Annotated in this window: 26 protein-coding genes; 12 read left to right on the forward strand and 14 right to left on the reverse strand. The window is 59.6% G+C overall.

The genetic code is table 11. From position 1 onward, the window contains the following. Positions 1 to 87 precede the first annotated feature (87 nt). Positions 88 to 369: a BolA family protein gene (locus tag BLU28_RS10325; protein WP_006697148.1), complete on the reverse strand. Its 282-nt coding sequence runs from the start codon at positions 367 to 369 to the stop codon at positions 88 to 90. A 115-nt stretch (positions 370 to 484) separates the two neighbouring features. Here BLU28_RS10325 and BLU28_RS10330 point away from each other — a divergent pair, with 115 nt between their 5' ends. From BLU28_RS10330 to BLU28_RS10345, 4 genes are all read left to right on the forward strand, one after another. Continuing rightward, on the forward strand, positions 485 to 1,120 hold the full coding sequence (locus tag BLU28_RS10330) for a J domain-containing protein (RefSeq protein ID WP_004445673.1): 636 nt from the start codon (positions 485 to 487) through the stop codon (positions 1,118 to 1,120). A gap of 68 nt (positions 1,121 to 1,188) precedes the next feature. Beyond that, positions 1,189 to 2,178, forward strand: coding sequence for a cobaltochelatase subunit CobS (gene cobS, locus BLU28_RS10335; protein WP_004445672.1), 990 nt, complete (start codon positions 1,189 to 1,191; stop codon positions 2,176 to 2,178). Between the two features lie 107 nt (positions 2,179 to 2,285). Beyond that, positions 2,286 to 4,190: a cobaltochelatase subunit CobT gene (gene cobT / locus BLU28_RS10340; protein ID WP_022563024.1), complete on the forward strand. Its 1,905-nt coding sequence runs from the start codon at positions 2,286 to 2,288 to the stop codon at positions 4,188 to 4,190. 37 nt (positions 4,191 to 4,227) lie between these two features. Continuing rightward, positions 4,228 to 5,205: an esterase-like activity of phytase family protein gene (locus BLU28_RS10345; protein ID WP_175477690.1), complete on the forward strand. Its 978-nt coding sequence runs from the start codon at positions 4,228 to 4,230 to the stop codon at positions 5,203 to 5,205. Position 5,206: 1 nt separating this feature from the next. On the opposite strand, the gene BLU28_RS10350 is transcribed toward BLU28_RS10345, so the two are convergent. The 3 genes from BLU28_RS10350 to rpmB all read right to left on the reverse strand — a co-directional run bounded on the left by BLU28_RS10350 (position 5,207) and on the right by rpmB (position 6,748). After that, positions 5,207 to 5,542 (reverse strand): pentapeptide repeat-containing protein, encoded by a 336-nt coding sequence (locus tag BLU28_RS10350; RefSeq protein WP_077985771.1) that lies wholly within the window; start codon positions 5,540 to 5,542, stop codon positions 5,207 to 5,209. 116 nt (positions 5,543 to 5,658) lie between these two features. Then, complete coding sequence (locus BLU28_RS10355) at positions 5,659 to 6,288, reverse strand: queuosine precursor transporter (protein ID WP_077985770.1); 630 nt, start codon at positions 6,286 to 6,288, stop codon at positions 5,659 to 5,661. 169 nt (positions 6,289 to 6,457) lie between these two features. Further along, on the reverse strand, positions 6,458 to 6,748 hold the full coding sequence (gene rpmB, locus BLU28_RS10360) for a 50S ribosomal protein L28 (protein ID WP_003509888.1): 291 nt from the start codon (positions 6,746 to 6,748) through the stop codon (positions 6,458 to 6,460). 252 nt (positions 6,749 to 7,000) lie between these two features. On the opposite strand from rpmB, the gene BLU28_RS10365 reads away from it, so the two are divergent. After that, entirely contained in the window at positions 7,001 to 7,774 is a 774-nt protein-coding gene (locus BLU28_RS10365; RefSeq protein WP_004445663.1) for a DUF3108 domain-containing protein, read from the forward strand. Positions 7,775 to 7,916: 142 nt separating this feature from the next. On the opposite strand, the gene BLU28_RS10370 is transcribed toward BLU28_RS10365, so the two are convergent. Together BLU28_RS10370 and gloB are read right to left on the reverse strand one after the other, a co-directional pair. Further along, the gene (locus BLU28_RS10370) at positions 7,917 to 8,357 is read right to left on the reverse strand and encodes a cupin domain-containing protein (RefSeq protein ID WP_004445662.1); all 441 of its coding nucleotides are present in this window, start codon (positions 8,355 to 8,357) and stop codon (positions 7,917 to 7,919) included. Continuing rightward, the gene (gene gloB / locus BLU28_RS10375) at positions 8,357 to 9,127 is read right to left on the reverse strand and encodes a hydroxyacylglutathione hydrolase (protein ID WP_077985915.1); all 771 of its coding nucleotides are present in this window, start codon (positions 9,125 to 9,127) and stop codon (positions 8,357 to 8,359) included. The genes BLU28_RS10370 and gloB overlap by 1 nt, the downstream gene beginning before the upstream one ends. A gap of 119 nt (positions 9,128 to 9,246) precedes the next feature. Here gloB and BLU28_RS10380 point away from each other — a divergent pair, with 119 nt between their 5' ends. The 3 genes from BLU28_RS10380 to BLU28_RS10390 all read left to right on the forward strand — a co-directional run bounded on the left by BLU28_RS10380 (position 9,247) and on the right by BLU28_RS10390 (position 12,127). Beyond that, the gene (locus BLU28_RS10380) at positions 9,247 to 10,008 is read left to right on the forward strand and encodes a class I SAM-dependent methyltransferase (protein WP_004445660.1); all 762 of its coding nucleotides are present in this window, start codon (positions 9,247 to 9,249) and stop codon (positions 10,006 to 10,008) included. Positions 10,009 to 10,091: 83 nt separating this feature from the next. Next, positions 10,092 to 11,198 carry a histidinol-phosphate transaminase gene (gene hisC, locus BLU28_RS10385; protein ID WP_077985769.1) on the forward strand — a complete coding sequence of 369 codons (1,107 nt, stop codon included), beginning with the start codon at positions 10,092 to 10,094 and terminating at the stop codon, positions 11,196 to 11,198. Further along, positions 11,198 to 12,127, forward strand: coding sequence for a prephenate/arogenate dehydrogenase family protein (locus tag BLU28_RS10390; protein ID WP_077985768.1), 930 nt, complete (start codon positions 11,198 to 11,200; stop codon positions 12,125 to 12,127). Before hisC ends, BLU28_RS10390 begins: the two co-directional genes overlap by 1 nt. 124 nt (positions 12,128 to 12,251) lie before the next feature. Here BLU28_RS10390 and BLU28_RS10395 read toward each other — a convergent pair whose 3' ends face one another. After that, positions 12,252 to 13,253, reverse strand: coding sequence for a DUF2125 domain-containing protein (locus BLU28_RS10395; protein ID WP_077985767.1), 1,002 nt, complete (start codon positions 13,251 to 13,253; stop codon positions 12,252 to 12,254). A 49-nt stretch (positions 13,254 to 13,302) separates the two neighbouring features. Here BLU28_RS10395 and BLU28_RS10400 point away from each other — a divergent pair, with 49 nt between their 5' ends. Then, positions 13,303 to 13,854: a gamma-glutamylcyclotransferase gene (locus BLU28_RS10400; RefSeq protein ID WP_077985766.1), complete on the forward strand. Its 552-nt coding sequence runs from the start codon at positions 13,303 to 13,305 to the stop codon at positions 13,852 to 13,854. Here BLU28_RS10400 and BLU28_RS10405 read toward each other — a convergent pair. From BLU28_RS10405 to ftsE, 4 genes are all read right to left on the reverse strand, one after another. Further along, the gene (locus tag BLU28_RS10405) at positions 13,827 to 14,624 is read right to left on the reverse strand and encodes a lysophospholipid acyltransferase family protein (RefSeq protein WP_004445653.1); all 798 of its coding nucleotides are present in this window, start codon (positions 14,622 to 14,624) and stop codon (positions 13,827 to 13,829) included. The two genes, BLU28_RS10400 and BLU28_RS10405, sit on opposite strands and share 28 nt — an antisense overlap. A gap of 71 nt (positions 14,625 to 14,695) precedes the next feature. Beyond that, complete coding sequence (locus tag BLU28_RS10410) at positions 14,696 to 15,451, reverse strand: YdcF family protein (RefSeq protein WP_077985765.1); 756 nt, start codon at positions 15,449 to 15,451, stop codon at positions 14,696 to 14,698. A gap of 111 nt (positions 15,452 to 15,562) precedes the next feature. Continuing rightward, a complete protein-coding gene (locus BLU28_RS10415; RefSeq protein WP_077985764.1) occupies positions 15,563 to 16,570 on the reverse strand; it encodes a cell division protein FtsX in 1,008 nt (335 codons plus the stop codon). Continuing rightward, positions 16,563 to 17,222 carry a cell division ATP-binding protein FtsE gene (ftsE, locus tag BLU28_RS10420; RefSeq protein WP_004445648.1) on the reverse strand — a complete coding sequence of 220 codons (660 nt, stop codon included), beginning with the start codon at positions 17,220 to 17,222 and terminating at the stop codon, positions 16,563 to 16,565. The genes BLU28_RS10415 and ftsE overlap by 8 nt, the downstream gene beginning before the upstream one ends. A gap of 191 nt (positions 17,223 to 17,413) precedes the next feature. Between ftsE and BLU28_RS10425 the strand changes: the two genes are divergently transcribed. From BLU28_RS10425 to BLU28_RS10435, 3 genes are all read left to right on the forward strand, one after another. Continuing rightward, complete coding sequence (locus BLU28_RS10425; RefSeq protein WP_175477681.1) at positions 17,414 to 18,091, forward strand: DUF3426 domain-containing protein; 678 nt, start codon at positions 17,414 to 17,416, stop codon at positions 18,089 to 18,091. A 68-nt stretch (positions 18,092 to 18,159) separates the two neighbouring features. Further along, complete coding sequence (gene hpt, locus BLU28_RS10430; protein ID WP_004445644.1) at positions 18,160 to 18,702, forward strand: hypoxanthine phosphoribosyltransferase; 543 nt, start codon at positions 18,160 to 18,162, stop codon at positions 18,700 to 18,702. Positions 18,703 to 18,844: 142 nt separating this feature from the next. Then, positions 18,845 to 19,204, forward strand: a complete 360-nt coding sequence (locus BLU28_RS10435; protein WP_004445642.1) for a response regulator — start codon at positions 18,845 to 18,847, stop codon at positions 19,202 to 19,204. Positions 19,205 to 19,461: 257 nt separating this feature from the next. On the opposite strand, the gene BLU28_RS10440 is transcribed toward BLU28_RS10435, so the two are convergent. The 3 genes from BLU28_RS10440 to lptM all read right to left on the reverse strand — a co-directional run bounded on the left by BLU28_RS10440 (position 19,462) and on the right by lptM (position 23,810). Further along, positions 19,462 to 22,158, reverse strand: a complete 2,697-nt coding sequence (locus BLU28_RS10440) for a TIGR02302 family protein (protein WP_077985763.1) — start codon at positions 22,156 to 22,158, stop codon at positions 19,462 to 19,464. Between the two features lie 166 nt (positions 22,159 to 22,324). Continuing rightward, a complete protein-coding gene (gene lysA, locus BLU28_RS10445; protein WP_006697719.1) occupies positions 22,325 to 23,593 on the reverse strand; it encodes a diaminopimelate decarboxylase in 1,269 nt (422 codons plus the stop codon). Between the two features lie 13 nt (positions 23,594 to 23,606). Next, positions 23,607 to 23,810 carry an LPS translocon maturation chaperone LptM gene (gene lptM, locus BLU28_RS10450; RefSeq protein WP_004445637.1) on the reverse strand — a complete coding sequence of 68 codons (204 nt, stop codon included), beginning with the start codon at positions 23,808 to 23,810 and terminating at the stop codon, positions 23,607 to 23,609. Positions 23,811 to 23,837 lie beyond the last annotated feature (27 nt).

Here is a 23,837-nt window from a genome sequence, read left to right on the forward strand (position 1 = left end):
CGCCCGGTTTCTTCTCTCCGCCGGTGAGAAGGTAGCCCGAAGGGCCGGGTAAGGGGGCTTGCTCTCGGTTCTGATGACAACCTTTACTTAAAACCGCACCGCTTCCCCCGGTGCCGCTGCCTCTATCGCCAGAGCATGCAGCCCGGCATCGAGTTCGGGCTTCAAAATCGCGTTGATTGCCCGGTGCCGTTCGATGCGGGACTTGCCGGAAAAGCTCTCCGACACTATCTGAACACGCATATGCGTTTCGCCCGTACCTGTGATATCCGGCTGGTGGCCCGCATGCATCTGGCTTTCATCGACGACCCTCAGGCGCTCCGGTGAAAAGCTTTCCCGAAGCTTGGTTTCTATGCGCTCTCGCAGAGACATTCGAAGGGCTCCAATTCTGTTTGCCGGTCTTTGAAGGGGGCTCCCTAAAAGCCTGTAACATTCCGCTTTGTCAATTCTTGTTGTGCGGCTTTTCGCACCCCATAATCAGGGCATCATGAAACTGGATTCGAAATATTTCGACCGCATCCGCACGCGCCGGAAAAGGGAGCGGGAACCTGAGGTTCAGGCCCCAACCTGCCAGTGGGACGGATGCGACAAGCCGGGCATTCACCGGGCACCCGTCGGCCGCAATGCTGAGGGGCAATTCTTCCTGTTCTGTTTTGAGCACGTGAAGGAATATAATAAAGGCTATAATTATTTTTCCGGCCTGTCCGACAGCGAGATCGCCCGTTACCAGAAGGAAGCGATCACCGGGCATCGCCCCACCTGGACGGTTGGCGTCAACAAGACCGCCCGCGACAGCCCGCTGCATTCCACGCTGCGCTCCGGCACGGCGAGCGGCAATGCCCGTATCCGTGATCCTTTCGGCTTTGCCGGCGGTTTTGCGGGTGGCTCGAAGGCAGGCGGCACCCGCATGCAGCAGGACCGAAAATTGAAGACGCTGGAGGCAAAAGCCTTCGATACGCTCGGACTTTCTTCCAGTGCAAAGCAGGAAGACATAAAAAGGCGCTATAAGGAGCTTGTCAAAAAGCACCATCCTGATGCTAATGGTGGCGATCGTGGTTCGGAAGAACGTTTTCGGGCTGTTGTTCAAGCATATCAATTGTTAAAGCAGTCAGGTTTCTGCTAAGCCAACTTCTGTGTTTACCGCCTGATTGATGATGTGGCCGGGTGGCTGCCGCCCGCCTTGGAGACGTGATGAGCAAAATCGACCTTGATATTTCCAACCTGCCCGACACGACGGTGTCCGTGCGGGAGGTTTTCGGCATTGATACGGATCTGCGGGTTCCCGCCTATTCCCAGGGCGACGCCTATGTGCCTGATCTCGATCCCGACTATCTTTTCGACCGCGACACGACGCTCGCGATCCTTGCCGGTTTTGCTCACAACCGACGTGTCATGGTCTCCGGCTTCCACGGCACGGGTAAATCCACCCATATCGAGCAGGTGGCTGCCCGTCTCAACTGGCCCTGCGTGCGCGTCAACCTCGACAGCCATGTCAGCCGTATCGATCTCGTCGGCAAGGACGCCATCGTCCTGAAAGACGGCAAACAGGTTACCGAATTCAAGGACGGCATCCTGCCCTGGGCCTACCAGCACAATGTCGCGCTTGTCTTCGATGAATATGATGCCGGTCGCCCGGATGTGATGTTCGTGATCCAGCGCGTGCTGGAATCGTCTGGCCGCCTGACCCTGCTCGACCAGAGCCGCGTTATCCGTCCTCATCCGGCCTTCCGCATTTTCGCGACCGCCAACACCATCGGCCTTGGTGATACGACCGGCCTTTACCACGGCACGCAGCAGATCAACCAGGCGCAGATGGACCGCTGGTCCATCGTCACCACGCTGAATTATCTGCCGCATGAGCAGGAAGTGAACATCATCGCCGCCAAGGTGAAGAGCTTCGACAATCCGAAGGGACGCGAAACCGTCTCCAAGATGGTGCGCGTGGCGGATCTTACCCGTTCGGCTTTCATCAATGGCGATCTCTCCACCGTCATGAGCCCGCGTACCGTCATCACCTGGGCGGAAAATGCGGAAATCTTCGGCGATCTCGCCTTTGCCTTCCGCGTGACCTTCCTCAACAAGTGTGACGAGCTGGAGCGCACGCTGGTGGCCGAACAGTATCAGCGGGCCTTTGGCGTCGAGCTGAAGGAAAGCGCTGCGAACATCGTTCTCAGCGCCTGATCGTTCCCGGCTTGCCCGGAAAAGATCATCCATGACTTGAGGACGCCGGCGGATCGCGCATCCAGAGATGCGTGGGCCGCAGGCGTCGACAATCGACAGGAAAGACAATGGCAGCGCGCGGCGACAATTCCAGAGCGAAACCGGGTACGGCGGTCGATACGGAACCGTTGCGTCAGGCGATTGCCGGATGCGTGCGATCCGTCGCTGGCGATGCCGAAGTCGAAGTCGTTTTCGCCAATGAACGGCCGGGTCTTGCCGGCGAGCGCATGCGCCTGCCGGAAATTTCCAAGAAACCCACCGCGCAGGAAATCGCGATAACCCGCGGCCTCGGCGATTCCATGGCGCTGCGTCTCGCCTGCCACGATGCGGATACCCATGCGGTGATGTCGCCGCAGGGCGCTGAAGCGCGGTTGATCTTCGATGCGGTAGAGCAGGCGCGCGTTGAATCGATCGGTGCGCTGCGGATGCCGGGCATGGCTTCCAATATCCATGCCATGAACACGGAAAAATACGCCAAGGCGAATTTTGCCGGTATTACAAAACAGGATGATGCTCCTCTTGCCGAAGCCGTTTCGCTGTTGGTGCGCGAGAAGCTGACAGGCGAAAAGCCGCCGGAAAGTGCCGGCAAGGTTCTCGACCTCTGGCGCGACTTCATAGAGGACAAGGCTGCCGGCGACCTGAACGATCTTTCCAAGGTGATCGGCGACCAGAAGGCGTTTTCGCGTCTTGTGCGCAAGATGCTGACCTCCATGCAGATGGCGGAGGATTTTGGCGACGAGGATAACGAGCCGGAAAGCCAGGAAGCGGAATCCAACGAGGACCAGCCGCGCACCAACGAGACCGAAGAAGAGCAGGTCGAGGAAGAGGCCGGCTCCGACGCGACGCCCGCCGATGAGAACGAGGCCTCGCAGGAGGAAATGGAAGAAGGCGAGATGGACGGCGCCGAGATGTCGGACGAGGAAATGTCCGACGATCTCGACGAGGATTCCGAAACGCCTGGCGAGACCCGCCGTCCCAACAGCCCTTTCGATGATTTCAACGAGAAAGTCGATTACCGCATCTTCACGCAGGAATTCGACGAGGAAATCCACGCCGAGGAACTGTGCGACGAGGCCGAGCTTGACCGTCTGCGCGCCTTCCTCGACAAGCAGCTTGCTCATCTGCAGGGCGCTGTGGGGCGCTTGGCGAACCGTCTGCAGCGCCGCCTGATGGCGCAGCAGAACCGTTCCTGGGATTTCGATCTAGAAGAGGGTTATCTCGATCCGGCCCGCCTCGTCAGGCTCATCATCGATCCCATGCAGCCGCTCTCCTTCAAGAAGGAACGCGACACCAAATTCCGCGATACCGTGGTTTCGCTGGTCATCGACAATTCCGGTTCGATGCGCGGCCGTCCGATCACGGTTGCCGCCACCTGCGCCGATATTCTGGCGCGTACCCTGGAGCGCTCCGGTGTAAAGGTGGAAATTCTGGGCTTCACCACCAAGGCATGGAAGGGCGGGCAATCGCGTGAGCAATGGCTCGCCAGCGGCAAGCCGGCTTCGCCGGGCCGCCTTAACGATCTGCGCCATATCATCTACAAGTCGGCGGATGCGCCGTGGCGGCGCGCACGGCGCAATCTCGGCCTGATGATGCGCGAAGGCTTGCTCAAGGAAAACATCGACGGCGAGGCGCTGATGTGGGCGCATAATCGCCTGATCGGCCGCCCCGAGCAGCGCAAGATCATGATGATGATCTCTGATGGTGCGCCGGTGGACGATTCAACCCTGTCGGTCAATCCGGGCAACTATCTGGAGCGGCACCTGCGCGCCGTTATCGAGCAGATCGAAACGCGTTCGCCGGTGGAGCTGCTGGCAATCGGTATCGGTCATGACGTGACACGTTATTACCGCCGCGCGGTCACCATTGTGGATGCGGACGAGCTGGCTGGCGCGATGACCGAACAGCTCGCGGCGCTCTTTGAAGATACGAGCGGCGCTGCCGGTTCGTCCCGCAGGGTCCGTCGTGCGGGATAAGCAGGGCGGGGCGTCCTCCACCCGCAAAACGCTCTTGATGGCCGCCATTCTGGCGGCCGTATCGCTTTGTCCGGTTTCCATTGGCGCTTCCGCCATCGATGTGCCGGTCAGCGTCCGTCAGCTCTCCGGTTTCGAGGTCGGCACCAGCGAAAAACGTTTCGGCAAGCTGGAATTCATTGGCGGCATGGTGATGAGTGCGCCGGAAAAGTTATTCGGCGCTATCTCCTCCATTCGGTTCCGCCCCAACGGAGAAGACTTCGTTGCGGTGCTGGATACCGGCCACTGGCTGACCGGTAGGGTCACACGTGACGCTGTCGGGGCGCTGTCTGGTCTTGCTGAAGTCCGTATTACCCCGATGCTGGACATGAACGGTCGCGAACCGCCGCGCAAGATGGAGATGGATGCGGAAGGGCTGGCGCTGCGCGGCGGCAGGGTTTTCGTCAGTTACGAGCAACGCCACAGGATCGATATCTATCCCGATCCGGGCTTTGCCACCTCGAAGCCACTTGGCCGTCTGCCGCATCTCATTCCCAATAATGAGCTGCGCCACAATGGCGGCATGGAGGCGCTCGCGGTCTCGCCAGCCGATTCGCCGCTCGCGGGCGCTCTCGTCGTGGTGGCTGAAAAAAGTATCGATACGGACGGCAATCTTCTCGCCGCCATATTGGAAGGTCCGCGCAAGGGCACATTCGCCGTTACCCATCATCCGTCATTCGACGTGACGGACGGTGCGTTCCTGCCCAATGGCGACCTGCTACTTCTTGAGCGCCGCTTCAATTTCGCTGAAGGCGTGGGCATGCGCATCCGCCGCCTCCGTGGCGCCGATATCCGGCCGGGTGCCGTCGTGGACGGCGAAATCCTGCTCGAGGCAGGCATGGCTTACCAGATCGACAATATGGAGGGCATGGATGTGGCGAAGGGGCCGGATGGCTCCACCCGCCTCATCATTGTGTCCGACGATAATCATTCGTTCCTCCAGCGCAACCTGATGCTGGAGTTCAAGCTGGTCGAGTGACTCAGGCCTGCTCTTTGGTTGCCTTGTAGGCAGCCAGGAGATCCTCGACCGGAATGCCGTCGATCTTCATGCCTGTCATTCGGCAGCCGGTTATCTCGGCGCTTGCAAGATTCGCATTGCGCAGGTGCAGGCCAGATAGATTGGCGTCATTGATCGACAAGCCGGACATATTGCTGTCATTAAACGACACGCCGGAGAAATTGATCATGTTGAATTTCGCACCCGAGAGATTCGTATCGTTGAATACTGCGCCCGAAAGATTGATATTGCTGAAAGTGGAACCTGAAAGTGCGGCGCTGACGGCCTCTAAAATATCAGTAACGTTGTGAATCCGCATATATGCAAGCCTCCGAAGTAAGCAATACAAGTTATACTGTATTGCTAACGGTCGGTTTGCAACCGTTATTTTCGCAAGAGCCGCAGGCCTTTATCTGGCCTTCTTGTTTCTTGGCGTCATGTCGTCCTTGGCATCGGCTTTAACGTATTCATCAGCGCGCCGTAGGGCAGGAGCATGACGAGGCCGACGAGGACCTTTACGGAGAGATCACCCATCGCCCAGGATATCCACCGCGGGGCCTCCAGAGCGAAGACGCCGAGCAGTGGCGCGCTTTCGATGGCAAAGGCATCGTTGGGTCCGACAAAGGAGAAACTTGCGGCAAAGGCGATGGAGAAGAACAGGGCCGTATCCAGCACCGAACCCAGCATGGAACCCGCAAGTGGTGCATGCCACCAGCGCTGACGGCGCAGGCGGTTGAAGACCGAAATATCGAGCAGCTGGCCGATTAGATAGGCGGTGCCTGAAGCAACTGCGATGCGCGGAATGGAGGTCCAGAAAGACAAGGTGACGCCCACGACGAAGCCGGCAAATACGACACGGCGCGCGATGGACGGGCCGAACTGGCGGTTGGTCAGGTCGGTAACAAGGAAGGCGACCGGGTAGGTGAAGGCCCCCCAGGTCAGAAGGTCGGCGAGATTGATGCCGAACAGCGATCCAGCAAGCGGATACTGCACCAGAATATTGGAGGCGACGACCACCAGTGTCATCAGCAGAACATAGATAAGCGTATAGCGAAGATAGGGCATTTTTTTATCCTGGGTGATGCCACCAGTTGGAGCCACACATCGGACTTTTCGAAACATCTCAAGCGGGTTCGGGAAAGTCAGATGCAAGTGAAATCTGGAACAAACAAAAGGCTTGAGCGGCAAAAGCCATTCAAGCCTTCTGAATATCAGATGATGTTGAAGCCGCTAATTAAGCAGCTTCAGCCGTCTTCTTGGCGATCTGGCGGCGCAGGAGACGAGCGCGCATGCTCAGTTCGTTTTCGCCGGACTTCAGAAGGAAAGCATCGAGGCCGCCACGGTGTTCAACGGAGCGCAGAGCGGCTGCTGAAACACGCAGGCGGAAGCGCTGGCCGAGAGCATCGGAGATCAACGTAACCTGGCAGAGGTTCGGAAGGAACCGGCGCTTGGTCTTGTTGTTGGCGTGGCTGACGTTGTTGCCCGTCTGGACGCCCTTGCCGGTCAATTCGCATACACGGGACATGGGTACACCTATTTCGTTTCGTCTGTTTCACCACTGGCTCGCCACCGGCAAAACCGGGGTGGCAATCCAACTGGCCATGATTGGAAAGTTGCGGTTCTATAGTCAGACGAGACTTAACAGTCAAGCCGCTCGCGAGCAAATGAAAGGAAATTCCGGCGTTTTCAACCGGCATCCGCTTTTTTATTGCCACAAGTCGGCGTATATCATCGCCCGATAAGGCCGCTTCCGCGCCTCTTTTAAGGTGATATCGAAATGATTGCCAGAGGAAAAAGCATTTTCGTGGCCGCGACAATGGCGTTAGCGGGTGTCTCCCCCTCGCTCGCTGCCGAAGCGCGCCACACAAGCGAATACAGCATCAATCTCGGCATTTTGCCGATTGCCAAAGCGAGTTTTTCGACTCGCATGGATGGACCAAATTATTCGATCTCCGGGTCCTTCAGTGCAGCCGGTCTTGCCAGCATTCTCAAGGATATTTCCGGCAAGACGACCGTTTCCGGCGCCAGACGTGGCCACCGGCTGCAGGCCAACGAGTATTCGCTGGTCTATAAGGACGGCAAACGCGTGCGCACCTATGACGTCGTCTATCGCAACGGCAACGTGACATCGACGACGGTGAAACCGGAGCCGAAGACACGGCCGGACAATTGGGTTGATGTCAAGGACCGCGACCTGCGCTCGGTTCTCGATCCAATTTCCGGTCTCATCATTCCCGCGGGCGGCCGCATCTGCCCGACTCGCCTGCCGATCTATGACGGCGAATCGCGACTCGATCTCGTTTTGAGCTCCAGCGGCACCAAGCCGTTCAAGACCAATGGTTTTAATGGCGATGCCATCGTCTGCAAGGCGCGTTATGTGCCGAAGTCGGGTTACCGGCAGGGGCGCAAGGATATCGAATATCTGAAATCCATTTCGATGGAGATCTGGTTCGCCAAGTCGAACAACATGGATGTCTATGCGCCTGTTTATGCGATCATCCCGACGCGGGTGGGACAGGTCTACATCACCGCCACGAAATACGGCGGCTGACTAAGGCTGATGGTAGTGTAAGAAAAGCAGACGTTGCGGCGTATTTTTTCTCGCCGCCAGGGAGAGGGTGGCCCGAAGGGTCGGATGAGAGGGCAAGCTCTCGCTTTGCCTCCTCATCCCGCTGCCAGCATTGCTCTGAAAGTTACTGCGCATCCCCAGGCGACCAGCCGGGTTCGGCCATGACGAAACTCGAAAAGGCAAAGCCCGGCGAGACGGTGCAGCCGACGAGGGTATAATCACCGAGGCTTTCGGCCGACTGCCAGCAATTGGCGGGAACGATGACCTGCGGGCGCTCGCCTTCCAGAATGGCAGGGCCGAGCGTGAAGGTCTGCACTTCCCGGCCATCCTGCGAAAGATGCAGCGCGATCGGCGCGCCGGCATAATAGTGCCAGACTTCCACCGCATCGGTTACCCGATGCCAGTGCGAGCGATCGCCTTTTTCCAGGAGATAATAGATGGCCGTCGAATGACCGCGATCGCCGCCAGCCTTGTCACGGAAAGTCTGGTGGTAAAAACCGCCCTCGGGATGCGGCTCCAGCCCCAGTTCACGAATGATCGCCTGCGCAGATATATCCGTTCCCATCAGAAATTATCCTTGCGCGTGCGGATTTCCGCGAAGACGTCGGCATCGGTGGCGCTTTCCAGACCAAGATTTTTGCGAATGCCCGTATCCGCCACCCGCATATAGGGGTTGGTCTGTTTTTCGAGCCCGATGGTGGTGGGAATCGTGAATTCATTCGCCTGCCGTGCCTTTTCCACCTTTTCCGCGCGGTCACGCAGCGCGGCATTATCGGGGTCGACGGTCAGGGCAAAGCGGGCATTGCTCAGCGTGTATTCATGGCCGAAATAGACCTTGGTCTCATCCGGCAAAGCCATCAGCTTCTGGAAGGAATGCCACATATCCGCCGCCGGGCGTTCGAAAAGGCGGCCGCAGCCCATGGCAAACAGCGTATCAGCGGCAAACAGCAGCCCGTCATCCGGCATATAATAACAGATATGCCCCGCCGTATGGCCGGGTGTGGCGATGATCTGAACGCGGCGGCCGGCGAATTCGAATTCGTCGCCATCGGCCTGCGAGCGGTCGAGCCCCGGTATGGCCACGGCCTCATCGTAAGGGCCGTAAATTTCGCACTGAAACTTGTCTTTCAGCGCAAGATTGGCTTCCACATGGTCCTGATGGTGATGCGTGGTGAAAATATGGGTGAGCTTCCAGCCGTGGCCGTCGAGAGCGTGCAGGATAGGGCCTTCTTCCGGCGCGTCGATGGCGGCAGTCGCCCCGCTTTCGGCGTCGTGCAACAAAACCCCGAAATTGTCGCTGCGGCAAAGAAAGACGTCTATTTCCAAAGGTTTCATCGTATCCTCTCCATTTGCCGGCCAAAACCGGCGCATTCGCCTGCCTGACTTTCCCAACCGACTTCCAATGTAAGGGCAGACGCCTTGAAGTCCAACCGCCTGATGCTACATTCTCGCCCATGAATACCGATATCGTCGATCTGCGCGAATTCTATCATTCTCCGCTTGGCCGCTCTGCCGAGCAGGCGATCACCATGGCGCTTTCGACGCTGTGGCCTCCCTTGCCGGAAGAGCGGCTGGTGGGCCTCGGTTATGCCGTGCCGTTTCTGGACCGGTTCCGCCGCGATACGGAGCGCACCTTCGCCTTCATGCCGGCCGGGCAGGGGGCGGTAAACTGGCCGGCGGGAGAGCTTTCCTCCACCGCGCTGGTGTTCGATGAGGAATTGCCGCTGCCCGATTCGTCGATAGACCGGGTTCTCATGGTGCATGCGCTGGAATTTGCCGAAAATCCGCGGGAAAGCCTCAAGGAACTATGGCGGGTACTTGCGCCGGGCGGCCGCCTGGTCATCGTGGTGCCGAACCGCCGCGGCGTCTGGGCGCGCATGGAACACACGCCTTTCGGTTCCGGCCGGCCCTATTCGCGCGGGCAGCTGACGGCGCTGTTGCGCGAAACCAATTTCACGCCGGGCGCCACCGCCGAGGCGCTGTTCTTTCCGCCCACTACAAGCCGGCCGGTGCTGAAATTCCGCCGTTACCTCGAACATACCGGGCGTCGTCTCTGGCCGCTGTTTTCCGGCGTCATCGTGGTGGAAGCGCAGAAGCGTCTCTATCAGGGATTGCCAGTCACCCAGCGCGCCTCGCGCCGGGTTTTCGTGCCGGTACTCGCGCCACAGGGGGTGCCCACCACCCGCGCGGCCGCAAGCCAAGGAAAGCCGCGCTGACCCTCGACAAAGCGACCGTTCCGGTCTAATGCCTCCGGCATTGCTTTTGCCGGGTTCTCCGGCGCTTTCCAAAGGTCGAACAAATGAGTGCAGAGCTTAGCCAACCTGTTCCGCGTCCGGGTATTCTGGATATCGCCGCTTATGTTCCGGGCAAGGAGCATGTGGATGGCGTTGGGAAGGTTTATAAGCTCTCCTCCAATGAAACCCCGCTCGGGCCAAGCCCGAAAGCCATCGAGGCTTTCAGTACGGCGGCCAGCCATCTGGAAATCTATCCGGACGGGCAGGCGATTGCGTTGCGGCAGGCCATTGCCGACGTGCATGGCCTTAACATCGCGAATATCCTGTGCGGCAACGGCTCCGACGAGCTTCTTGGCCTGCTTTGCCACGTCTATCTGGGTGTGGGCGATGAGGCGATCATCACCGAACACGGTTTTCTCGTCTACAAGATCCAGATCATGGGCGCGGGCGCGACACCGGTGACGGTGAAGGAAAAGGATTGCGCTGTCGATGTGGACGCGATCCTCGCCGCCGTGACGCCGAAGACGAAGATGGTGTTCATCGCCAATCCCGGCAATCCCACCGGCACCTATGTTCCGGTTGCGGAAATTCGCCGCCTGCAGGCCGCCCTGCCGAAACATGTTCTGCTGGTGCTGGATGCGGCCTATGCCGAATATGTGCGCAAGAACGACTATGAGGCCGGGCTGGAACTGGTTTCCGGCAACCGCAACGTGGTGATGACCCGCACCTTCTCGAAGGTCTACGGCCTTGCTGCCCTGCGCGTGGGCTGGATGTATGGTCCGGCCGCCATCGTCGACGCGCTGAACCGTGTGCGCGGACCGTTCAACATGAGCGCGCCGGCCATCGCAGCGGGTGCCGCTGCCATCCGCGATCAGGCTTTCGTCGAAAAAGCCGTGGCGCACAACGCGGTGTGGATGGAAAAGCTGGTCACGACCTTTACCGGCCTCGGCCTCACCGTCACGCCGTCAGTCACCAACTTCATCCTCATCCATTTTCCGGATCAGGACGGCAAGCGGGCAACGGACGCTGACGAGTTCCTGAGCCGCCGCGGGTACATTCTGCGTGCGGTGCGCGGTTACGGTTTCCCCAATGCGCTCAGAATGACCATCGGTTCGGAAGAGGCCAATCTTGGCGTCATCGCTGCTCTCACCGAGTTCATGGGGCGGGCTTGATGGCTGAGATCATGTTTGAACGCATCGCGCTGATCGGCATCGGCCTGATCGGTTCGTCCATTGCCCGGGATATCAAGGAACTGGGGCTCGCCCGCCATGTGATTATTTCCACCCGCAGCGAAGATACGCTGAAACGGGCGGAAGAACTGGCGCTTGGCACGGATTATACCGTCTCGGCGGCGGAAGCGGTGAAGGATGCCGATCTCGTCATCGTTTCGGTGCCGGTCGGCGCGTCTGAAAGCGTGGCGCGGCAGATCGCACCGCATCTGAAACCGAGCGCCATCGTTACCGATGTGGGTTCCACCAAGGCTTCCGTCATCGCACAGATGGCGCCGCATATGCCTGACAACGTGCATTTCATTCCCGGCCATCCGCTGGCAGGTACGGAAAAATCCGGCCCGGATGCCGGTTTTGCCGGCCTCTTCCGTGACCGCTGGTGCATCTTCACACCGCTGCCGGGCACGGACGCGGCGGCGCTGGAAAAGCTGAAGGATTTCTGGCGGGCGCTCGGTTCGCGCGTGGATGAAATGGATGCCGAACACCACGACAAGGTTCTGGCCATCGTTTCGCATCTGCCGCACATCATCGCCTATAACATCGTCGGCACCGCGGATGATCTGGAGACGGTGACCGAATCGGAAGTCATCAAATATTCTGCCTCCGGTTTCCGCGACTTCACACGTCTGGCCGCCTCCGATCCTACCATGTGGCGCGACGTCTGCCTGCACAACAAGGACGCCATCCTTGAGATGCTGGCCCGGTTTTCCGAGGATCTCGCCTCCCTGCAAAGGGCGATTCGCTGGGGAGAGGGCGACAAGCTGTTCGAGCTGTTCTCGCGCACCCGCGCTATTCGTCGCTCGATCGTGCAGGCAGGTCAGGACGTCGATGCGCCCGACTTCGGTCGTCACGCGCTGGATCAGAAGAAGTAGGGCGCCGCTGGCGACAGTCTTGGCCGGATTCGATCCGGCCATCAAACCGCTGGTAAAGTGTCAAGGCCTTGCTTTCGTCATCCGCGGGCTTGTCCCAAGGATGACGTCGATTACGGGCTAACCCTCAGATCGGCGGAATCTTGCCCAGCGGGATAAAGCCGCTGATCGTGGCGCGGCCGCGGTCCACTACGAGATCGACGGACGCCCTGTCACCGCCGCCGGCGAGTGCGCCGAGCAGCTTGCGCGCCGTGTCGATGGTAGATTGCAGCTGTGGAAACGCCTGCTTGGCATTGTCAGACCACGCGCCGAGCTTTTCGATCTCCAGCTTGAACTTGCCGGAGAGATAACCCTCGTTATCGAAGGAGAAGGGGCCGCTGATGCGCATGACACGGCCTTCGCCGATATCGGCGACCAGCCGGCGAAGCTCGCCGCTTGCGCCATAAAGGCCAGCTGTATCGCTGCCATCCACCATGCCCGCTTTGCCGGCGAGTGTGACATCGGCAATGGCGTTGAGGCGCGGAAGAATCTGCGGCCAGTCCTTGATGACGGTCGCGGAGTCCGTGAGCGTGATCGCGCCATCGAGATCAGCGCCGTTCTGGCGCAGGTGCATCTCCGTCTTGACGGCATCGAAGTCGATGGTCTGGCCGGTGACCGAGGAAACCGCCTGCGCCTTTAGCCCATCGATGATGAGTGAGCTGCGGTCAATGCCCTTCAGCCTGGTGACGATGCTGGACTGCATGTTCTTCCATTCTGCTGAAATGGTCAGGCCGTGGGCCGAGCGGATTTCCGCAGGCGAATCGAGTTCCCAGACGATATGGCCGGGATTGTAGACCTGTGCCGCCGAGCGCAATTCGCCAAAGGAGGCGGAGACGCCGTTCTGGCTGTCATCCACCGTCACCTTCGAGCAGAAGAGGCCGATGCGGAAGGGATAACCCTTGAAGGCGATATCGCTGCATTCGCCGCTGACGCTGCGGGCCTGCGAGGGGGAAATCACGTTCAGGACAGTCTGCTTCAGCCTGTCGGCGGCGTAAAACCACCCGGCGGTATAAAGTCCGATAACCACGAGGATGGCGATGGCGAGCCAGAGGAATTTTTTGGCCGTGCCGGATTGGCTTGACGCTGCCATATTGATCTCCGATGAACAGACTTCAGGGAATTTTGATTTGGCTTGGGATATGGACGATTTTTGGGTCTTTGGCTACGGTTCGTTAATGTGGAACCCTGGCTTCGCCTTTGAGGAGAGGCAGCAGGCACGATTGCACGGTTATCGGCGCTCGCTCTGCATCAGCTCCAATTTTTACAGAGGCACGGAAGAAAAGCCCGGCCTCGTTCTCGGGCTGGAACGCGGTGGTTCATGTCTTGGCGTCGCTTTTCGCGTGCGGGGCAAGGATCATGATCCCGTCATGGCCTATCTGCGTGAGCGCGAACTGGTGACGAACGTCTACAAAGAGCGGGTAGTTTCGATCGCGCTTTCCGACGGCCGGCGCGGCAGCGCCGTGACCTATGTGGCCGATCCCGCGCATGAACAATATATCGGCGGTCTCGGCGTTGCCGAATCGGCCACCATCATCGCGGCTGCGGCCGGTCGCTCCGGTCCGAACACGGATTACGTCTTCAACACCGTGCAGCATCTGCAGGAGATGGGCATACGCGATTCCTTGCTGGAGAGCATCGCTGCCAATGTCGGCGCGCTTGTCGCTCAGCCAGCCGTTGATTCCTTGCCCTGAAGTTCGGCAATCCGCTTCACCGCAGTCGGCGGCAAGGGCAAATGCGGATTGTTGCGCACGGTTTCCAGCAGCAATTCGTCGCTCGCCTTTTCCGTGACATCGATCAGGCGCTTGAAGAACACATCGGGGTCGAGCCCCGGTTCGATGGCGGGCAGGATACGCACCTTGAAATGGCCGGGATAACGCATGGTGGAACGGCGCGGCCAGAAGAGGCCCGGATGCATGGCGACGGGAATGACCGGAACCTGAAGGTCACGGTACAGCCTCGCGATGCCGTAACGATATTCAGGCTCGGCGCCCGGCGGCCGGCGTGTCCCTTCGGGATAGATGATGAGTTCGCGGCCCGCGGCCATTTCCTCTTTCGCGCGCTCCATCACCTTCAGCATCACCTTGCCGCGTGCGGCGCGGTTGACCGGGATCATCCTCTGTTTCATCGCGTACCAGCCGAACAGCGGGATCCACAAAAGTTCGCGCTTTAGAATGTAGACCGGATCGGGAAGGTTGGGCAGCAGCGCATAGGTGTCCCAGAAGGACTGGTGCTTCGGCGCGAAGATGCAGCCAGTCTCTGGAATGTTTTCCAGCCCTTCGATCTCGAAGGTGGTGCCGACGATGGTTTTCATCAGCCAGTGATTGGAGCGCGCCCAGTTCTTCGGGATTTCGTAGGCGATCTTGCGTGGCAGGATAAAATAGATCGGCGTCAGCACGATCATGCGGACAATCAGGTTGAGATAAAACAGCGTATTGAAAAGAAAAGAGCGCAGCTTGAGCATCAACAGCCTTCCCGGGACGCAGCCGGTTCGAAGTCTTTAGCGTTTCGATGCCGGATGCCGATGTCAGACGCCTACACGAAAACAAGGGGCGGCAGCAAGCGTGTTTCTGGATGCTTATGAGGAAGCTGCAGTGCGGCAGTGGCCTTGCGCAGGCCATCGCCCTTGCCGAAGCCCGTCAGGTCACGTCCGGCCGCCGCCACGAATTTCAGATATTCATAAAGCATGGTTCTCACCACATCCGGTTCCACGAACCAGTTCGTGCGGGCAAGATCGGCGCTGATGACGGGATAGGCGATGAATTGTGTGTGTGGGCTGGCACTGCGCAATTCATGAAGGCTGCGATGCATGTGATAATTATTTGTGACGACCACGATGGAAGAGTAGTTGTGATCGCGTATCCAGCTCGCCGCCTCATTGGCGTTACCGATCGTATCTATCGCCTTGTAGCCCATGTCCACGCAGCAGGTGAACATATCGGACGACCCTTGCGTCATCTTGCGTATCTGCGAGCGGGTTGTGGCCGGGTTGACGCCTGAAATCAAAAGCCGTTTGCCCACGCCGTCTCTCAGAAGGCCGACCGCCTGTTCGATGCGCTGATAACCGCCAGTGAGCACGATGATGGCATCGCCTCTGGCACCCTCGGGCGGGCGCATCGAGGCGACAGAATCGGCAAACCACAGGAAACCACCGGAAAATGCGCCGAGCGCGATGACACAGAGCAGGATGAGGCCGCGGATAAAACGGCGCAATGGACCACGCCGCGCCAAAAGCCCCTTTCGGGCCGGTCGCGTCGCTGCCTGATCCTGGTCCGTCCGACTCACAAACATTCCTCCTGATTACTCGCCGATTAAGGCAAGGAACAGGCATTTTTGTCCACCGTCCGCAGGTTACATCCCGTTCGTGACGGTTTCAGTTTTTCCGCTAGATTCATCGTGTCATCACGATGCCAGGCCGTCGCTTTTCGACGGATCGGACCGGACACGATCGATATCGTCGATGGTGCGGATGACGGTGACGCGTGCGGTGATGGTGGTGAGAAGCGCGATGATGATCATCGTCATCGCAATGCCGAAATAACCGCCAAGGCCGACGGAAAAGGAGCCAAAAAGCGCACTTGCCTGGTCGCTCTGGGGGGTGGCGACGGTGCTCGACTGCCAGAAACCGGCGACGAGGAACACGGCGGCCGCCAGCGCACTGCCCGCCGCCGCGCCCTTGAGGCTGATCTTCAGGAAGTGTTTCTGGAATTCCCGCGCCACGAAGCTGCTCTCCGCGCCGACAAAATGCAGAACCTCGACAATGTGCCGGTTGCCGGAAAGCGCGCCGCGGGTTGCAAATACGACGGTCAGCACCATGGCTGTGAACACGAGAATGAGGACGCCAACGCCGATCATGACAGTGGTTCTTGCCATGGAAACGAGCCGGTCGACCCAGGTGCGATGGTCGTCCAGAAATGCCTGTGGAATCTCGGCCTTCAGCATATCCCGCATCGCCTGGAAATCGGGCGGATTGTTTTCATCGATGGTGATGACGACGAGACGCGGTATGGGAAGTTCGGAGAGATCGAGCCCGCTGCCGAGCCACGGCTCCAGCAGGCGCGATGTCGCTGCATCGTCAAGAATGGTGCCATCGCGGGTGCCGACGAAGGTGAGCGCCAGATTGCGCGCCTTGTTCAGCGCTGCATTCATGTCCAGCCCGTCCTCGGGTTTGATCTGGATGGTGATCTCACGGGAAATCTGGCTCTGCCACGTGGCGGCGGTGGCGCGCACCATGGAAACGGCGCCGAGCGTGAGGCAGGCGAGAAAAGCCATGATGGCGATGACCACCATCAGCGCATTGCCCTGAATGTTGGAGGGCGGCAGAATGGGTGCCATCGGGCGGATGCGCATGGGCGGACGCTTCGGCTGCGCCGCTTCCGGCTTCAACGGTTTAAGGGTGATCTCATTCATAGATGTCGAGCCGCCCTTCGGTCAGGATCATCCGGCGCGCATCGATCTGGTCCATCAGGCCGAAGTCATGGGTGGCGATAACGACGGCGGTGCCCAGCCGGTTGAGTTCCAGAAACAGGTTGAGAAGGCGCTTGGCCATCGGCGGATCAACATTGCCGGTCGGCTCGTCGGCCAGCAATATTTCCGGCTGGTCCATCAGCGCGCGGGCAATGGCGGCGCGCTGCTTCTCGCCGCCGGAAAGGATCGCCGGCAGCACGTTGACACGCTCGCCGAGCCCAACCCATTTCAGAAGCTCGATCACGTCATTGCGATAGGCGCTTTCTTCCTTGCCACGCACGCGCAGCGGCAGGGCGACATTCTCATAGGTCGTCAGATGATCAAGCAGCCGGAAATCCTGAAACACGATGCCGACGCGTCGACGCAACATCGGCAGCTCGCTGCGCGGAATGCGTGACACATCGCGATTGAACATGCGGATATTGCCGCGGGTCGGCTGCAGCGACATCAGTAGCAGGCGCAGGAGCGTCGTCTTGCCGGCGCCCGAGGGGCCGGTCAGAAACTGGAACGACCCTTTGGGAATATCGAAGGTCATGTCCCTCAGGATTTCGGGTCCCATGCCGTAACGCAACCCGACATTTTCGAAATGGATCAACGGACTTCCAGTCTCTTCGTTTCGTGGTGGTTCGCAAGCCGCTGGGATGAAGCCGGAGGGCGCGGTCTACCCCGGTTCGGGACGCCCGGCGAGCGGTTTTTGCGAAGCATTAACCATTTAAATTTAAAACTTGGCAGGATTCGTTGCAATGCCCAGTTTTGCGGGCCGGAAAACCTCACCCAAGGAATTCTATGGCTATATTCCGTTCATCTCGCCGGCAAGCGGCATTCGATTTTGACCTCCTGATGCCGGAGACGCCGCTGCGCCGCACGGCGCGGGCGGCAAACCCGACAGTTGACGTGGTAGACGCGGAATTTGTCACCATCAAGGAAAACCGTCCGCGCCAGCCCGGAAACGACAATCGCGGCGCGAGGCCCCTGGACGGTGCAAAACCACCTGTCACCATCGGTGTGCTCGGCCTCGCCTTCATCGGCTGGCTGGATCGCAGATTATCCCTCCTTTCGGCGGACGCTTATTCCGCGCTGGTGGCGGGGCTCGCAATTCTTGTTTTTGTCTGTTCAGGCGGCCTCTCAGTGGTGGTGCCGGAAAAGACCGCTGTAGCAGCGTCGGTCAGCCCCCTCGCCATTTCCCATGTCACCGTGACGCCGCAGGAGGCGGGCGGTATGGATATCCTGCTTATCAATGGTATCGTGGAGAATAACGGCGGCAAGCTCGAAGAGGCGCCGGCCCTTCGCGCGGACCTTTTTGCCGCCAAGGGACAACTGGTGGCCAGCATGGTCATTGAACCGCCGGTTAAACAGATGCAGCCCGGTTTCAGCCACGGTTTTTCGGCAAAACTGCGCCATCCCGGTGGAAAAACGCCCGAGATCAAGCTTTCCTTCGTTGAGGCGGGTGCGTCCGGACGCTGACTGTGCTAACGCCTGTCTTCTATTTTTACTGAAAGGTAAAATCGGCAAGGCGCAGCACAGGAGTAAGAATGCCCGTCGTCCGTGGAAAAAATATCGAGCCGCTTTATACCGCCGAGCAGATTGCAGAGCGCAATCGCGACATGGCCAAGCACATTGCCAGCGGCCCGACCAAGGATCTGCTCGTCATTGCCGTGCTCAAGGGATCGTTCATTTTCGCGGCCGACCTTATCCGCGCGCTGCATGACAGTGGTCTTGCCCCCGAGGTCGAATTCATTACGCTGTCGAGCTATGGCACCGGCACGGTTTCGCAGGGCGTGAGGATCGTCAAGGATATCGACAGCGACGTGAAAGACCGCGACGTCCTGCTGATTGACGACATTCTCGAATCCGGCCGCACGCTGCGCTTCGCCAAGGAACTTCTTTACGAACGTGGCGCTCGCAACGTCACCATCGCCGTGCTTCTCGACAAGAAAGTCAAGCGCAAGGAGGATCTGGAAGCCGATTATGTCGGTTTCGAATGTCCTGATTATTTCGTGGTGGGTTACGGCATGGATGTCGCTTATGCGTTCCGCGAGCTGCCCTTCGTCGGCGTTGTCACCGGCGACGCCTGAGCAGTTTTCCCGTGCCGGAACGGCACAGCGAAGAGACGCCTCATTAACCATTCACCCAGCCAAAGCCTGGGTGTTTACCTCTTGAAAAGAGGAGCCTGCGATGTTGCTCACGGCTGGAAATGATGCCCAGGAGCAATGAGTAATGGCGAAGATTCTGATTACCGAAGACGAGGATGCGCTGCGTTCTTTCGTGGCGCGGGCGCTCCGTCTCGACGGTCACGAGACCCATGAGGCGGCAGACGGCGAGCAGGGCCTGGAAAAGCTTCAGGAAACCAGTTTCGATCTTCTTCTTTCGGATATCCGCATGCCGGTCATGGATGGCATCGAGCTGGCGCACCGCGCCGCCGAAAGCTTCCCGGCCATGCGTATTTTGTTGATGACCGGTTACGCCGAGCAGCGCGAACGGGCGGATGATCTGGCGACGAAGATCGTGGACGTGGTTTCCAAACCTTTTGCGCTTCCGGATATTCGCAAGGCCGTGGCGCGGGCGCTTGCGGCCTGAGTGGTAAGGGCGCAGAGATTTAAAGGGCGGCCGTCGGGCCGCCTTTTTTGTTGGTCAGCCCCCTGGCTCAGCGCAGTTCCCTACCTCCGTCATTCCGGCCTTGAGCCGGAATCCAACCAGCCCAAGTCCTTGGGCTGAAAGAACTCTTTCCGCCGCGCAGACGCGCGTCTGCTGGATGCCGGATCAAGTCCGGCATGACGGAAACTTTAGCTTCTGAAAAAGGATGTAACGAGGCGCACCATTACCTGTGCTAACCGTCACCTGATATCCAGCAACCGCTCGAGATAACGCCGTTCCACCTCACCCGGCGGATTGTTGCCGAGCTTTTCGCGGATGGCGTCAAGAATCTCGCGGGCGCGTTGCACGTCTATTTCGTCAGGCACCTTCACCTGATCGCCAAAGTCAGGGCCGGTGGTGCTGCGCGGACGGCCGAGCGGATCGCGGCCGTTCTGGCCGCCTTGACCGGCCATGCCTTCCTGCCCCTGACCCGGCTGCTGGCCCTGCTGGCGCATGGCCTGCATGATCTGGCCCATCATGTCCTGTGCGCCCTGGCGCAGCGCATTCAGCGCATTGCCCTGGCCCTCGACGGCCTGTTCACCCTGGCTCTTGCCCAACGCCTCACCGGCGCCCTGCATTTCCTGCTGCGCCTTGCCGAAATTTTCGCCCGGCTCCATGCCGAGATCGCGAAGTCCCTGCTGCAATTCGCCGAGCTGCTTGCCGAGGGCATCCTGCTGGGCCCGCAGGTTTTTCAGCGCTTCGCGCAATTGCTCGGCGGTCATCTGGTCAGTCTGCTGCTGTCCGCCCTGTTGGCCATTTTCACCCTGTTGGCCTTGCTGGCCCTGAGGCTGTTGCTGGCCGTTTTCGCCCATCTGCTGGTCGTCGCTTTCGCCGCCCTGCTGCGGATCACCGCGCTGCATCCGGTCGCGCAATGCCTGATCCAGCTTGAAGGTTTCGTCCATCAGCTTCTGCTGCTGCTGCAGGATTTCGCCTAGCTTGTCGATCTGCTGGCGCATCTTGCTGCTCTGCTGCTGGCCTTGCTGCCCCTGACGCTGCGGTCGGCCGGCTTGCAGATTGTTCATCATGCGCTGCAATTGCGAGAGCATTTCCTGCGCGGCATCGCGATTGCCGGAACGGGCGAGATTCTCGATCTGGTTCATCATGTTTTCCAGATCGCGTTGGCGCAGCACGTTCTGTGCCTGTTGGTTCATGTTGGCTTGCGGCGCATTCTGCATGCGTTGCGCAAGCTCGCTCATGAACTGCTGCATCGCCTCGCGCAGCTCCTGCATGAGCTTGGCCACTTCTTCATCGGAGGCATTGCGCTGAAGCGCCTCGGAAAGGGCGGTCTGTGCATCGCGCAGGCGCTTTTCCGCCTGCGAAAGATCACCATCCTCGATGCCCAGTGCGATCTCCCAGAGGTAATCCGCCGTGTCCTTCAGCATTTCCTCATTATAGGCGAGCCGCATGCGGGTCTGCGCCGATTGCAGCAGGAGATAATGCGTCGTGTTGGGAATGGTCTCTTCCGGACGCATTCCGACCGCCTCGTTATAGGCGATCGCCTTTGGCATCTGGCGTGTGTCGAGCGAAAAAATCTGCCGCTGTTCGGCAATGGAAGCAGCCAGCGGTTCCGAGAAATTGCGGCCCGGCAGCACCATTTCATGCGGAGGGCTGCGGCCGGTCTGGCCTGCACCGTCAGTCGCCACCAGTGTAATACGCACGCGTTTCCCGGCCATCGGATGTTCGGTCAGGTTGCGGCTGGTCAGCCCCTTGATCTCGCGATTGTTCTGCCGCGGCAGATCGAGCTTGAATTCCGGCGGCGGGTAAAGCGCTGTCGCGCCTTCGGCAACGCCGATAGGCTCAATAATTGCGTGAGCTTCCTTCAACCCGTAATCATCCTTGGCGGTGAAGCCGATTTCCAGCGCGCCGTTGACGGCGCGGCGCGGCATGTTGTCGAAGGCAATGCTGGGCGGCTGGTCCGGGATGACATTGAACAACCATTGCTCACCATTGGCGGTTATCATGCCGCTTTCGGTAACATCCATCGCGAAGGTGCGCGGTGCCAAGGGCTGATCCGCCAAAGGAGCCTGCGCCGGAACCGAGACATCACCGCTCGCACTGTCGGCCCGGGTTGTCTCGGGAGCGAGCTTTTGCAGGGCGCCCGCCATTTCCGGTTCGAAGGTCACTTCTTCGCCGCCATCACCACCGGTCATGCGGATCGTCAGCCTGGAGGACTGCGGCACGGAAACCGCGTCGCGGTTGGTCGCGTCACGCCCAGTCAGGAAAATCGGTGCGCGTCCGGTATAAGAGGGCGGCGTAACCCAGGCGTCCAGTCGAATATCGAGATTGAGCGGACCCACGGTCGGTTGGCTGCGGAAGGCATCGGCAATCGTGCCTGCGCCGTTGGAAAAGGAAAAACCGAAGGCAGCAGCCAGAAGAAGGGCGGGAATGGCGCGTAGGGCGAGACGGTCATAACGGGCGATATCGGGCTTCGGCAGACCGGCATTCAGTGCGGCGATACGCTCCGCCATGCGGATCTGGTGTTCCTTCCAGAGCGTTCTGGAAAAAGGCGTGTCGAAGGCCGGTTCGTCTTCCTGTACTCCAACAGGTTGGTGTGCAAGACCGTTGCGATCTTCGAGAAGGCGGGAAGCGTCGTTGTCAGTCGGCCATTTCAGCCGCGCGATCGGCAGGAGAGTGGCAATGAAGGCGAACACGAGCACGAAAACGACGCCGAGCCGCAGAAAATCCGGCATGTGCCGGTAAAGGCCGAACCAGGCAAGCACCAGAAACAGAGCGGCAATAGAGAGCGGCCATAGCGTTTTCGGGGCGATCTTCTCCGAAAGCAGAACGATTTTTGCGAAGAAACGCTTGGCGGCAACCCGGCGGGCAAGGTCCGGCCGCTGCACGAATGCGCCAGTGGAGCGCTTTCTGCCTGTCCTGTCCTCTCCGGCTGTGGTCATCAATCCGTTCTCCCGGTTCTGGCCACGTCAACGCCATTCCCGGAACGGCGAGTTCTCCATATCACAGAGGCAAGGATAACATTCTTTGTGGCGAAGACGAGGGCAGCCAAGCCCTCACCCCCATTTTTTAGGCAGCTTCGCTCAATTGTGATCGGCTGCAAGCGGATCAGTCGAGCCAGGCGGGCACGGAATCGAGGGCGATCAGTTCTTCATACGTGCCGCGGGGGCGGATGACGTGGAATTTGTCACCCTTGACCAGCACTTCCGGCACCAGCAGGCGAGAATTATAGGTTCCTGCCTGCACCGCACCATAGGCGCCAGCGGAACTGACGGCGATGAGATCGCCCGGTTGCGGTGCGGCCATCTCACGGTCCAGCGCCAGATAATCGCCGGTTTCGCAGACCGGGCCGACGATATCGGCCTTGATGCGCGGCGTATCCTCTGCCGGTTGCACCACCGGGCGGATGCCGTGATAGGCCTCATATAGCGTCGGACGGATGAGGTCGTTCATCGCGCCGTCAACGATTACAAAGGTCTTTTCGCCGCCATCCTTCACATAGATGACTTCCGTTACCAGAACGCCGGCATTACCGACGATCAGACGGCCGGGCTCGGTGACGATCTTGCAGTCGAGGCTTTTCAACTCGTTCTTGACGATATGCGCATAGGCATCCGGCAGCGGCGGCGGATTGTTGTCGTCGCGGTAGGGAATGCCGAGGCCGCCGCCGATATCGACGTGGCTGATCGCATGGCCATCGCCGCGAAGCGCTTCCACCAGTTCGCGCAGCAGCCGGAAGGCGTCCTCGAAAGGCTGCAACTCGGTGATCTGGCTGCCGATATGCATGTCGATGCCCGTGACTTCGATGCCGGGCAGGGTTGCAGCATGGGCATAGACGGCGCGCGCCCGCTCATAGGAAATGCCGAACTTGTTTTCTTTCTTGCCGGTGGAAATCTTGGCGTGGGTGCGCGCATCCACATCAGGGTTGATGCGAAAGGAGACATGCGCCCGCTTGCCCGCCTTGATGGCGCGTAGATTGAGGACTTCCAGCTCCGGCTCGGATTCGATGTTGAAACAATAAATGCCCACATCCAGCGCATAATCCATTTCCGCAACCGTCTTGCCGACGCCGGAGAACATGATGCGGTTTGCCGGCACGCCAGCAGCCAGAGCGCGACGCAATTCACCGCCGGAGACGACGTCGATGCCAGCGCCGAGCTTTGCCAGCGTCTTCAGCACGGCCTGGTTGGAGTTGGCCTTCATGGCATAACAGACCATGGCGTCCACATCCGCAAACGCACCTGAGAACACCTTGTAGTGGCGCTCCAGGGTTGCGGTCGAATAGACGTAGAAGGGCGTGCCGACCGCCTTGGCGATCTCGGGCACGGGCACGTTTTCGGCGTGCAGCACGCCGTCGATATAGCCAAAATGGTTCAAGGCTTTTTACCCGTCAGAGAAGCTTGTCGAGAATGAAGGGCCGTTCCGCCGTTGCCGGCTTCGGCTCACTGCCATCGGCGGCGCGCTTGTTGCGCATTTCGACCGGCGTGCTCGGCGGATCGATGTCGCCCTTGCGCCCGCAGGCGCTGAGAGCGAGGCTTACGGCAAGCGTCATGCCGATGGGAACGATGAGTTTGCGCACGGATTTTGAAAGCATGGGCCTGTCCAAAGGAAATATGTGCTT

Origin of the sequence: Agrobacterium pusense (assembly GCF_900102105.1) — a bacterium.
GTDB lineage: Bacteria > Pseudomonadota > Alphaproteobacteria > Rhizobiales > Rhizobiaceae > Agrobacterium > Agrobacterium pusense.